This is a genomic window from Pacificibacter marinus (genome assembly GCF_018860505.1).
GTDB lineage: Bacteria > Pseudomonadota > Alphaproteobacteria > Rhodobacterales > Rhodobacteraceae > Celeribacter > Celeribacter marinus_B.
In genome coordinates, this window is the sequence record NZ_JAHKPU010000019.1 from 1 (window position 1) to 12,137 (window position 12,137).

General features: G+C 52.6%; 11 protein-coding genes. 3 read left to right on the forward strand and 8 right to left on the reverse strand.

The window, feature by feature from the left end; all coding sequences use genetic code 11:
- The first annotated feature begins 219 nt into the window (after positions 1-219).
- The gene (locus KO503_RS05150) at positions 220-1,077 is read left to right on the forward strand and encodes a GNAT family N-acetyltransferase (protein WP_215990502.1); all 858 of its coding nucleotides are present in this window, start codon (positions 220-222) and stop codon (positions 1,075-1,077) included.
- 72 nt (positions 1,078-1,149) lie between these two features.
- Here the strand turns inward: KO503_RS05150 and KO503_RS05155 are convergent, their stop codons facing one another.
- From KO503_RS05155 to KO503_RS05185, 7 genes are all read right to left on the reverse strand, one after another.
- A complete protein-coding gene (locus KO503_RS05155; RefSeq protein WP_215990503.1) occupies positions 1,150-2,136 on the reverse strand; it encodes an ABC transporter substrate-binding protein in 987 nt (328 codons plus the stop codon).
- A gap of 57 nt (positions 2,137-2,193) precedes the next feature.
- Positions 2,194-2,970 carry an ABC transporter permease gene (locus KO503_RS05160; protein ID WP_215943718.1) on the reverse strand — a complete coding sequence of 259 codons (777 nt, stop codon included), beginning with the start codon at positions 2,968-2,970 and terminating at the stop codon, positions 2,194-2,196.
- On the reverse strand, positions 2,967-3,863 hold the full coding sequence (locus tag KO503_RS05165) for an ABC transporter permease (RefSeq protein WP_215943719.1): 897 nt from the start codon (positions 3,861-3,863) through the stop codon (positions 2,967-2,969). Before KO503_RS05165 ends, KO503_RS05160 begins: the two co-directional genes overlap by 4 nt.
- Positions 3,860-4,636, reverse strand: a complete 777-nt coding sequence (locus tag KO503_RS05170) for an ABC transporter ATP-binding protein (RefSeq protein WP_215990504.1) — start codon at positions 4,634-4,636, stop codon at positions 3,860-3,862. Before KO503_RS05170 ends, KO503_RS05165 begins: the two co-directional genes overlap by 4 nt.
- 84 nt (positions 4,637-4,720) lie before the next feature.
- The gene (hydA, locus tag KO503_RS05175; RefSeq protein ID WP_215990505.1) at positions 4,721-6,175 is read right to left on the reverse strand and encodes a dihydropyrimidinase; all 1,455 of its coding nucleotides are present in this window, start codon (positions 6,173-6,175) and stop codon (positions 4,721-4,723) included.
- A 67-nt stretch (positions 6,176-6,242) separates the two neighbouring features.
- Positions 6,243-7,499: a Zn-dependent hydrolase gene (locus KO503_RS05180; protein WP_215990506.1), complete on the reverse strand. Its 1,257-nt coding sequence runs from the start codon at positions 7,497-7,499 to the stop codon at positions 6,243-6,245.
- 224 nt (positions 7,500-7,723) lie between these two features.
- On the reverse strand, positions 7,724-9,052 hold the full coding sequence (locus tag KO503_RS05185; RefSeq protein WP_215990507.1) for an aspartate aminotransferase family protein: 1,329 nt from the start codon (positions 9,050-9,052) through the stop codon (positions 7,724-7,726).
- A 274-nt stretch (positions 9,053-9,326) separates the two neighbouring features.
- On the opposite strand from KO503_RS05185, the gene KO503_RS05190 reads away from it, so the two are divergent.
- Both KO503_RS05190 and KO503_RS05195 read left to right on the forward strand, forming a co-directional pair.
- Entirely contained in the window at positions 9,327-9,947 is a 621-nt protein-coding gene (locus KO503_RS05190) for a TetR family transcriptional regulator C-terminal domain-containing protein (protein WP_215990508.1), read from the forward strand.
- Between the two features lie 110 nt (positions 9,948-10,057).
- A complete protein-coding gene (locus KO503_RS05195) occupies positions 10,058-10,693 on the forward strand; it encodes a hypothetical protein (RefSeq protein WP_215990509.1) in 636 nt (211 codons plus the stop codon).
- A gap of 137 nt (positions 10,694-10,830) precedes the next feature.
- On the opposite strand, the gene preA is transcribed toward KO503_RS05195, so the two are convergent.
- Positions 10,831-12,135, reverse strand: coding sequence for an NAD-dependent dihydropyrimidine dehydrogenase subunit PreA (gene preA / locus KO503_RS05200; protein ID WP_215990510.1), 1,305 nt, complete (start codon positions 12,133-12,135; stop codon positions 10,831-10,833).
- Positions 12,136-12,137: the final 2 nt, after the last annotated feature.

Consider the following 12,137-nt stretch of genomic DNA (forward strand, 5'->3'; position numbering starts at 1 on the left):
TCTAGCCGAACCCGCAGTCGTTGCCGATTTGATCGATGGGTCGATTTATAACGCCTAAAACAGCCCGCCTCGACACTATGAAAGGCCGTGCACTCAAAACTGAGCGTGCGGCCTTATTCATAAGGCATCAGGCAGCACTAAGACGGATGCTCTGCATTTTTGAGCAGCCAAAAGGACTTATTAACCAAAAATTTGTCTCTTTAAGCGCAATCTGGCCTCATGGAAACGCAGATCATCACCGACCCTAAGCACTGGGATGGCCTTGCAAATTTGACGCAAGCCCCTTTACAGCAACGCTGGCTTTACGGTGATGCGGTTCAACGCATCGGACGGGATGTGGTGCGATTGGCGGTCATTCACCAAGGTGAGCCTATAGCAATCGCGCAAATTGTGCAGCGTAAAATAATGGGGTTTGAGGTCTCTCTGACCAGCCGCGGACCTGTATTCTTGCAAAGCGGTCATTCAAATGATGTGCTGCGCTCTTTACGATCCACGCTAAAAACAGTCTCGTTCAAACTAATGTCTCCAGAGACCCGCTTGCGACGTCTGTCACTCTCTCCCAAGCCACAGATTTGCGAATTGGACTTAAGTCTTGATCTGCAAGACCTGCGCGCAGCTCAGCACCCCAAATGGCGTAACGCATTGAAAAAGGCCGAAGCGTCACGGTTGAAAGTCGCCCAGACCACCGCAACGCCAGTTGCGATCGCCCCACTGTTACAGCCAGAAAAAGCACGCCAATCCCAAGGGCAATATCGCGGTCTCCCACCTGAATTCACATTGGCTATTCAAAATGTTGCGCCCAATTCCTTACTGCTTTTGCGCGCAAGTGACGCGCAAATGCTGTTCATCCGGCACGGCAATACCGCCAGCTATCACATGGGGTACAACGGACCTGACGGACGGAAAGTCAATGCCCATAACTTGATCCTTTGGGATGCAATCAAACGCTTGCAGAAACTTGGCGTGACGCGCCTTGATCTTGGCACCATTGATCCCAAACGCGCCCATAATTTGGCGCGTTTCAAACAACGCAGCGGGGCACAGACCCGTCAGCTTGGTTCTGCTCAATTTCTATAGGCCAGTGACACCCAATGGAAAAAGGCCCCGAGCTGTGCTTGAGGCCTCTCGAAAGTTCCACGACTGGCGGGCTTATTTCATCATCATCATGTCAGTGATGTCAGATGTGTAAGCGCCGGTTGGTTCCATAGTGATCACAGGATCAGACCCGCCAGACAGCAAAGACGCAACTGTGCGATCATAGTCACCTATCTCAAGCGCGCCCGTAGAGCCCTCGATCAACTTGGCCACTTCGCCCATCATACGGATTTGGTGCGCCTCAGATTGCGCGCCTGTCTCATCGTACTCTAGAACAATCTCAGCGGCCTCTTCTGGGTTCTCAGCAGCCCAAGTCCAGCCTGCCATGGACGCCTTAACAAAACGTGCCATTTTGTCTTTGAACGCCTCATCTGTCAGGCTCTCTTCCAAAACGTAAAGACCGTCTTCTAGGGTCGCAACACCTTGATCTTCGTATTTAAACGTAATCAAATCGTCAGCTGAAATACCCGCATCCAAAACCTGCCCGTACTCGTTGTAGGTCATAGTGGAAATACAGGCCGCTTGTTTTTGCAACAATGGATCAACGTTAAAGCCCTGCTTGAGAACGGTCACGCCGCCCTCAGATCCGTCAGTCGCAAGGCCCAGTTTTCCCATCCAGCTCAGGAACGGATATTCATTGCCATAAAACCAAACGCCGAGCGTTTTGTCAGCAAAATCCTCAGGCCCTTCAATACCGCTTTCTTTGAGGCAGGTCAGCATCATGCCTGAGGATTTGAAAGGCTGCGCAATGTTCACCACAGGCGCGCCATTTTCGCGCGCGGCCAAGGCAGATGGCATCCAGTCAACCATCACATCTGCGCCGCCGCCAAGCAGCACTTGCACAGGCGCCACATCAGGGCCGCCAGGCTTGATCGTGACGTTCAAATCTTCGGCTTCATAAAGACCTTTTTCCAGCGCCACATAATAGCCCGCGAACTGCGCTTGGGTGACCCATTTCAATTGCAGCGTCACATCGTCAGCGGCAAACGCGCCTGTTGTCATTGCAGCCAGCGCTGTCGCGCTCAAAAGTAGATTCTTCATAATACAACCTCCAAGTTGTTGAACTGCCGAGGTTTTCCCCGTGCAATTTGTCAGCGGTTACCCGCGTTGTGAGGGATGCCAAAAGGTCACCCTCTTTTCAATTAAAGCCACGACCCCATAAAGCGCCGTACCCGTCAAAGCCGATATGGTGATTTCAGCCCAAACCATGTCCGTTGCCAAGCGCCCCATCTCTGTCGTGATGCGAAACCCCATTCCACGGATCGGAGAGCCAAAATATTCAGCAACAATCGCCCCAATCAACGCCAATGTGACGGCAATTTTCAAACCGTTGAACACAAATGGCAGTGCCGCCGGCAGGCGTAATTTCAAAAGCGTTGCGACATGCCCCGCCGCATAAGTGCGCATCAGATCGCGCTGCATCGTATCGGTATCGGCAAGACCGCCAAGCGTATTCACCAACATCGGAAAGAACACCATAATCGCCACAACAGCAGCCTTGGAATGCCAATCAAAGCCAAACCACATGACCATGATGGGCGCCAAGCCAACAATAGGCAGCGCGGCAAAGAAATTGGCCACTGGCAAAAGGCCGCGTTTGAGAAAGGCAAACCTATCGATCACCAAGGCCACAGCAATGCCTGCGAAACTGCCCATCCAAAGCCCGTTCAACGCGCCTTTCACGACTGTTTGCACCCAGTCGCCCCAAAGGATCGGCAAAGATCCGAAAATAGCAGCCCCAATAGCAGAGGGCGGCGGCAACAGTGCTGGTGATATGCCAAATACCATCACTGCGACTTCCCACAAAAGCAGAACCAAAAGGCCAAATCCGACGGGGTATGCGATGCGTTCAAACTTCGTGTCGACACGGGTCATACTGGCTGCCCTCCCATGGCGCGGCGCAGGATTTTTTCAATCGCTCCGACGGTGAAAATCAAAATTGCGGCCAATATAGCGGCGGCAAACAAAGCGGCCCACATGATCATCGGCTCACCAAATTGCGACCCAATCAACATGCGTGCCCCAAGGCCAGAAATCGCACTGGTGGACAACTCGCCTACCACAGCCCCGACAAAAGCGGCGGCAATGCTGACTTTCAATGAGGCAAAAAAGTAGGGCATAGACGCAGGAACCCGCAGCTTCCAAAACACGGCAGATCGTTTTGCCCCGTAGGTGCGCAGCAAATCCAACTGCATGTGATCAGGACTTGTCAGCCCTTTGATCATACTGACCATCACGGGGAAAAAGCTTAAATAGGCCGCAATGATCGCCTTGGGGACAAGCAGCGACCCTGCCCCGATGGCATTGCTCAGCACGACGATGATCGGCGCCAAAGCCACAATCGGAATGGTTTGCGAAATGATTGCCCAAGGCATCAGGCTGAGGCGTCCAACACGGCTGAGCACGATCAAGGCCGCCATAGCGATGCCAACCACGACGCCTAAGGCAAAGCCCCAAAGCGTTGTTTTCAAAGTGATCGACCCTTGATAGATCATCGACCGTTTTGAGGTGATTTTCTTTTCAACAGTGGTGTCCCAAAGCTCCGCAGCCACTTGATGCGGCACAGGCAACAGAGGCCGATCTTGCTGCATGGTGTCCTTGACCACTTCGGAAAAGCTTGGTTCTGTGCCTGCTCGCGCGGCCTGATCATAGGTCCATGTGGAATTCATCTTGATCGCCGCCGCGTACCAAACCACCACCAATACGGCAACAACAGTCAGCACAGGCAAAACCGAATACGTAAAAGTTGAAGGCTTGCCCGGAATCATTCGTCATGCCCCGCGCGCAAACCATCACGCACACGATGGGCAATTTGGATAAACTCTGCGCTGTCACGAATGTTCAAAGGTCGATCTTTGGGCAACGGACTGTCGATGATGTCTGTAATACGACCGGGGCGCGGCGACATGACAACGATTTTGGTGCTCAGGTAAACGGCTTCGGGAATGGAATGCGTCACAAAGGCGATGGTCTTTTCCGTGCGTGCCCAGAGCTTTAGAACCTGTTCATTCAAGTGGTCGCGCACGATCTCGTCAAGTGCGCCGAAAGGTTCATCCATCAACAAGATGTCAGCGTCAAAAGCCAGCGCACGTGCAATCGACGCGCGCTGTTGCATACCGCCAGATAACTGCCAAGGGTACTTTTTCTCAAAGCCTGCAAGATCCACAAGCTCTAGCACTTTTCGAACACGTTCAGTCTGATCTTCTTTAGAAAATCCCATGATTTCGAGCGGTAGTTTCACATTTCCACCAATTGTCCGCCAAGGGTACAATCCTGCGGCCTGAAACACATAGCCATAAGATCGCGCCTTGCGCGCGTCTTCTGGTGACAATCCATTCACTGTCAAATCACCGCCAGTGGGTGTTTCCAGCCCAGCAATACAGCGCAAAAGTGTGGTTTTCCCACAGCCAGACGGACCAATAAAGGACACGAAATCCCCTTTGTTGATCTCAAGGTTCACATTCTTGAGCGCATGGATCGGGCCATCGTTGGTTTGAAAGGTAAGGTCCACACCGGACACATCAATCACTGGCGAAGTCATAACTGGTCTTTCTGGCCTGGCTTAGTGCTAGGTCCATTATTTGTCCCTGTCGCAATGGGGGCCTTTTTCTGGCCCCCGCCGATCTTAAACCCCAGTTACGGGAATGCCTGTACGCTCCACTGGGCGCGGGGCTGTAAGGTCTTTCCATTTCGAAAGCGCGGTGTTCACGGTTGCATTGGCATCGCGAGCGACGAATTGACCATGACCTTCCTTGGCTTTCAGTTCACCATTATCAACAGCGACATAGCCACGGGTCAAAACATAACGCGGTAGGCCTGTGACCTCGATACCCTCAAACACATTGTAATCAATGGCAGAGGCTTGCGCATCGGCAGAAATCGTTTTGCTGATTTTCGGATCCCAAACGATTAAATCTGCATCGGCCCCAACAAGAACCGCACCCTTTTTAGGATAACAGTTGAGGATTTTCGCGATATTGGTCGAGGTCACCGCGACAAATTCGTTCATAGTGATGCGGCCAGTATTGACGCCTTTGGTCCACAAGACCGGCAAGCGATCTTCTAGCCCGCCAGTGCCGTTGGGAATTTTCGAGAAATCGCCGATACCATTGCGTTTTTGCTCTGTTGTAAAGGCGCAGTGATCAGTCGCCACGCAAGACAATGTGCCTGACGCCAGCCCAGCCCAAAGACTGTCTTGGTGCTGTTTATTGCGAAACGGTGGTGACATGACGCGGCGGGCAGCGTGGTCCCAGTCCTCGTGGAAGTATTCAGATTCGTCCAAGACAAGATGCTGCACCAAAGGTTCGCCCCACACCCGTTTGCCCTGCATTTTGGCACGGCGAATGGCTTCGTGGGATTCTTCGCAAGAGGTGTGCACCACATATAAAGGCGCGCCCGCCATATCGGCGATCATAATCGCGCGATTTGTCGCTTCGCCCTCAACCTGTGGGGGGCGCGAATAGGCGTGGCCTTCGGGGCCTGTATTGCCTTGCTCCAACAATTGCGCGGTCAACTCGGCAATCACATCGCCGTTTTCCGCGTGTACAAGCGGCGTCGCCCCAAGTTCGGCACAGCGTTTGAACGAGCTATAAAGTTCGTCATCATTCACCATCAATGCGCCTTTATAGGCAAGGAAGTGCTTGAAAGTATTGATGCCTTTTTCTTCGGTGATGATTTTCATGTCCTCAAACACTTGCTCACCCCACCAAGTGATCGCCATGTGGAAGGAATAATCACAAGACGCCTGAGCGGATTTATTATCCCAAACCTTCAGCGCATCGAGCAGGCTTTCACCTGGGCTTGGCAGGCAAAAATCGACCACCATCGTGGTGCCACCCGCAAGCGCCGCGCGTGTACCAGAGGCGAAATCATCTGCCGAATGCGTGCCCATAAACGGCATCTCAAGGTGTGTATGCGGGTCAATCCCGCCGGGCATGATGTAACAGCCCGTGGCATCAATCACCTCATCACCCGATAGATTTGGTCCGATTTCGATGATCTTCTCTCCGTCGATTTTCACATCAGCTTCATAGGTCAGATCGGCGGTGACAATCGTGCCGTTTTTGATCACTTTGGTCATATTCAGTCTCCCGTTTTGAAATGCGGCGCGTCGTGGTTTGCGCGCCTGCTTTTTCGATATTCAATGTCTACTCGACGACTTCAGCCGTGGCCAAAACCGCATGCAACAAGACATCTGCACCTGCGGCGGCCCATTCGGGGCTGATCTCTTCGGCCTCGTTATGGCTTAGACCATCCACACAAGGACACATGATCATCGAAGTTGGGTATAAGTCATTGATCCAGCAGGCATCATGCCCTGCGCCAGAGACGATGTCCATATGGCTGTAGCCCAGTGTTTCGGCAGCTTTACGCACGGCGCTCACGCAGGTCTTATCAAAGGCGGGCGGATCGAATTGGCCTGAGACTTCGGTGTCCAGTGACACGCCGATTTCTTCGCATAGTTTTGGCGCGCGGTCATAGAATTCTTCCAACATCGCATCGATCACGTCTTGTAAATGCGAGCGAAAATCGATGGTAAACACCACTTTGCCGGGGATAATGTTGCGCGAATTCGGGTAAACATCCACATGACCAATGGCGCCAACAGCATTGGGCTGATGTTTCATCGCGATCTCGTGGACCAGCTCGGTGATCCGCGCCAAGCCGCGTCCTGCGTTTTTACGCATCGGCATGGGCGTTGACCCTGTGTGACTTTCTTTGCCCGTCACCGTACATTCGATCCAGCGCAGCCCTTGCCCGTGGGTGACCACGCCAATGTCTTTCTTTTCGGCTTCTAAAATAGGCCCTTGTTCGATGTGTAGCTCGAACATGGCGTGCATTTTTCGCGCGCCCACCTGTTCAGAACCAACCCAGCCAATCCGTTTCAATTCATCGCCAAAGCTCTTGCCTTCAGCATCAACACGATCGTAGGCCCAGTCTTGCGTATGCTTGCCCGCGAACACGCCAGAGGCCAACATAGCAGGCGCAAAGCGTGTGCCTTCTTCGTTGGTCCAGTTGGCGATCACGATGGGATGTTTGGTTTTCAGCCCAAGATCATTCATTGTGCGCACGGCCTCAAGCGCGCCAAGCACACCGAGAATACCGTCGTATTTGCCACCCGTGGGCTGCGTATCAAGGTGCGAGCCCATGTAAACTGGCAAAGCCTCGGGATCAGTGCCCGAACGTGTCGCGAACATATTGCCCATCGTATCGACGCCCATGGTCATGTCCGCGGCCTCGCACCATGATTGAAACAAAGCGCGCCCTGCGGCGTCTTCATCGGTCAATGTCTGACGGTTGTTGCCGCCTGCAATGCCTGGGCCGATTTTGGCCATATCCATCAAAGAGTCCCAAAGACGCGCCCCATCGATCCGCATGTTGCTTTTATCTACTGAGCTGCTCATCTTTTTTCTCCAATTTCTGGTCTTGAAACGCACAAATTCACTGCGGCGTTTTTGTTCTCGACAGTCCTGCCGATCATTCTACTTCAATGTGACACAATCAACGGAGGACATCATGTTTAAAGGTCTCACAACATCCATCGCAATCATCACCGGCCTTATGGTCGGCGCGCCTGCGCTTTTGATTCTGATGTTTGAGTGACCCCGAGCGGGATCACTCAAGGGTTTTAGTCTAGCGTTTTGAGCACATCGGCAATGATCCCGATCAATGTGTCGATGTGTTCTTTTTCAATGATCAAAGGCGGTGACAGGGCAATGATATCACCTGTGGTACGTACAAGAACGCCTTTATCAAAACATTTCAAAAACGCATTGAACGCTCGTTTGGTGGGCTCGCCTGCGATGGGGGCCAGTTCAATCGCACCGATCAGCCCCATGCCACGAATATCAACCACATGCGGCAAACCTTTCAAGCTGTGCAACGCATCTTGCCAATAGCCCTCAAGCCCTGCGGCACGGGCAAACAGGTCTTCTTCTGCATAGGTTTCTAATGTCGCAAGACCGGCAGCTGCTGCCATCGGGTTGCCTGAATAGGTATAGCCGTGGAACAGCTCAATCATGTGCTCAGGACCCTGCATAAAGGCGTCGTGAATCTCACCCGAGACCAAGACAGCCCCCATAGGAATCACGCCATTGGTCAGACCTTTGGCTGTGGTGATCATATCCGGCATAACCCCGTAATATTCGGCGGCAAAGCTTGATCCAAGACGCCCGAAACCCGTGATAACCTCATCAAAAATAAGCAAAATACCATGATTGGTACAAATCTCACGCAGGCGTTGCAAATAGCCTTTTGGCGGCAGGAGAACCCCCGTCGACCCCGCCATCGGCTCGACAATCACAGCGGCAATTGTTTCGGCCCCATGCAGCGTCACGATGCGTTCCAGCTCGTCTGCCAAATGCGCGCCGTGTTCCGGCTGGCCTTTGGTGAAAGCGTTTTGGTCAGGCAAATGGGTATGCGGCAGGTGGTCGACGCCAGCCAAAAGCGTGCCAAACATCTTGCGATTGGTTACGATGCCGCCTACAGAAATCCCGCCAAAATTCACCCCGTGATAGCCACGTTCGCGGCCAATCAAACGGGTGCGTTCGCCCTGCCCTTTTGCACGATGATAGGCCAAGGCAAGCTTCAAAGCGGTCTCGACAGACTCAGAACCAGAGTTGGTGAAAAACGCATGTTCAAACGGCGCAGGCGCCATATCGACCAGTTTGCTCGCCAGCTCAAACGCCTTTGGATGCCCCATCTGAAATGCGGGCGCGTAATCCAATTCGGCGACCTGTTTTTGCACCGCTTCGACAATTTTCGGACGATTGTGCCCCGCGTTGCAACACCACAACCCTGCGGTGCCATCCAAAACCTGACGTCCGTCGTCTGTCGTATAATGCATACGATCTGCGGACACGAACATTCTGGGCTGTTTTTTAAACTGCCTGTTCGACGTGAACGGCATCCAAAAAGCCGACAAATCATTTGGGCGTGTATTGCCGTCCATAGCCATAGTGTACCTCGTTGTCATTAATAGAAGCGCGCGCCTGCCTTGCATGGCAATTGCCGTTTTGCACCTGCCATCGCCAGCACGCCTCACTTTGACCAAATGGTCAAGACCACGTTAACAGCGCGCCAACACGGGTCAAGGACAGTCACCCGCCTAAAAACCAAGCTGCCAGAAAATTTTCCATTTTTCAGGTAAAATCACCTTGGGAATGGCGTTTTTTTCAGCAACGCTGTAGCCTTTATAAACGCCAAGACGCGCAAAAAGGAATCGGCACCCTATGCCAAGTAAGATACCGCGGACGAGAATCCAAAAAAAGAACCACGAAACGATACTCGAAGCCGCCTTAGATGTGTTTTCACGGCACGGGTTTCGTGGCGCGACATTGGACCAAATCGCCCTTGCGTCAGGTCTGTCTAAGCCAAACCTATTGTATTATTTTCCTTCTAAAGTCTCGATACACCGCGCCTTGCTTGAGCGGCTCATGACCAATTGGCTCGACCCTTTGTACAAACTCAATGCCAACGGCGATCCGGTGGAAGAAATCCTTGCCTATGTTTTACGCAAACTCGATATGGCCCGCGAATATCCGCGCGAAAGCCGTTTGTTTGCCAATGAAATTGTCCAAGGTGCACCTAATATTGCTGATCAAATTGAAGGCGAATTGAAAGCCCTCGTGGACGATAAAGCGCAAGTCATCAAAGGCTGGTCTGAGGCGGGACGCATCGCAAATGTTGACCCCTACCATCTTATCTTTTCAATCTGGGCCACCACACAGCACTATGCCGATTTCGATGCGCAGGTCCGCAAAATCATCGAAACGGATGGCTCATCTCATTTCGACGATGCAGGTGTCTTTTTGAACAGAATGTTCCGTCGAATGCTCGCGCCCGACATCTAGATTTTACCAAACATTAACCATCCGCTTAATAACTTGTGGATGTTAACCCATTGGCAAGTTTAACTCTTTATACATTTGCAGGTGGGGGCTCCAAACGTAAGGAGTTCAGCATGTCCGATATACTTGGCGTGTCAGCCTTTGGTGGCAGTGGGGTTTCACTTAGATCTCCTCCTCAAAATCTAGGGCAAACAATGCCGAAAGTGGCCGCAACAGCGGATGACACTTCGGCCACATTTAACAAAGGGAGCACTCTCCCTAGCCAGAATGGCGACAGCTTCGATACAACTCAGTCGATCCGTGAAGATGCAGGTGCTTATGCGCCCACTGATCCGCGCGATGCGCTTGTCCAAAAACAGCCCTTGGATGCCGATATATTGACAGGTCCGACGCCAGCTTTCCAAGCCAGTTTGCTTGAGGTCGAAAGCGATCTGCGCAATGTTATTGCACGTGTCGAAGCCAAACGTGCCCAAATATCTGACGCTGCCGCTATAGCACCGGCCCCTCAGAAGGACTCGGCAAATAGTGTTTCAGGATCACAAAACAGCCTTGAGATTTCCCCTACGGCCCGACGTGATTTGCGCGAGGTAACACCAAAAACCGAAACGCAGCCAGCGCCAGAGGTTAAGATTGAATCTCCGCAAGCTGAAGTTCAAACAGAGGCCTTGGATCGCGAAGCAGCCTACGCTGGGCGCGCCGCAATTCCAGAGACTCCTTATAGCAAAGCAAGCGCTATGGATCTGTCTTAAACTGAGCCAGATTCCCACTTGAAGCATTCAATTGGATTGCTGTGCATTTCAAACGCAAACCCCCCGCACTCAAAAGTACGGGGGTCGATATGCGCGACCTCGTGATTGGGGTGGCTCTCACACCTGTGCAACAGGCATTACTCAGCTGCGACAAACGACGGGTTGTTAGGATGCTTGGTCCAATCGCTGGACTCTGACGACACAGCTTGGCCTGTGCGCGCATCCAGATCACCAGGTTCCAGCGTTTTCATGGTGATGCAGCCCTCAATCGGGCAGACATTTACGCATAAATTACAGGCAACACATTCGTCATCCATCACCTCAAACACGCGATCGGCGGTCATTGAAATCGCTTGGTGAGATGTGTCTTCACAGGCCGCATAACAGCGACCACATGAGATACATTCATCTTGATCGATCACAGCCTTAGTCACGTGATTGAGGTTCAAATACTGCCAATCCGTCACATTCGGTACCGCTTTGCCAGACAGTTCCGCGACCGATGTCATGCCCTTGCTGTCCAAATATTCAGACAGGCCAGAGATCATTTCCTCTACCACTTTAAACCCGTAAGTCATCACAGCCGTACACACCTGAACATTGCCCGCGCCAAGCGCCAAGAACTCAGCCGCATCACGCCAAGTGGTCACGCCACCAATGCCAGAGATCGACAAATCACGGGTTTCGGGATTGCGTGCGATTTCTGCAACCATATTCATCGCAATAGGCTTGACCGCAGGACCGCAATAGCCGCCATGGGTGCCTTTGCCGTCGATCATCGGCTCTGGGCTAAAGCTATCAAGGTTCACGCTGGCAATAGAATTGATCGTATTGATCAACGAAACAGCGTCCGCACCACCGCGTTTGGCGGCCTCGGCAGGTAGTAGAATATTGCTGATGTTCGGCGTCAGCTTGACGATAATCGGCAGGCCTGTCGCCTCTTTACACCATCGAGTCACCATTTCGATGTATTCGGGCACCTGCCCCACAGCCGACCCCATACCGCGTTCCGCCATACCGTGCGGACAACCGAAATTGAGTTCGAACCCGTCACAACCGGTCTCTGCAATACGCGGCAAGATGTCTTTCCAGCTTTTCTCATCGCAAGGCACCATAACAGAGGCAACCAAAGCCCGATCAGGGTAATCTTTTTTTACACGGGTCATTTCCGCAAGGTTAACTTCCAGCGGGCGATCCGTGATCAACTCGATGTTGTTCAGGCCCAAAAGACGACGATCCGCGCCGTAAATTGCGCCGTACCGCGGCCCGTTGACATTGACCACAGGCGGGCCTTCTTCGCCGAGTGTTTTCCAAACAACACCGCCCCAGCCAGCCTCAAAGGCGCGGCGCACGTTATATTCTTTATCCGTGGGCGGCGCTGAGGCCAGCCAAAATGGATTGGGGGACTTAATGCCGCAAAATTCGCTTGTTAGATCTGCCATGA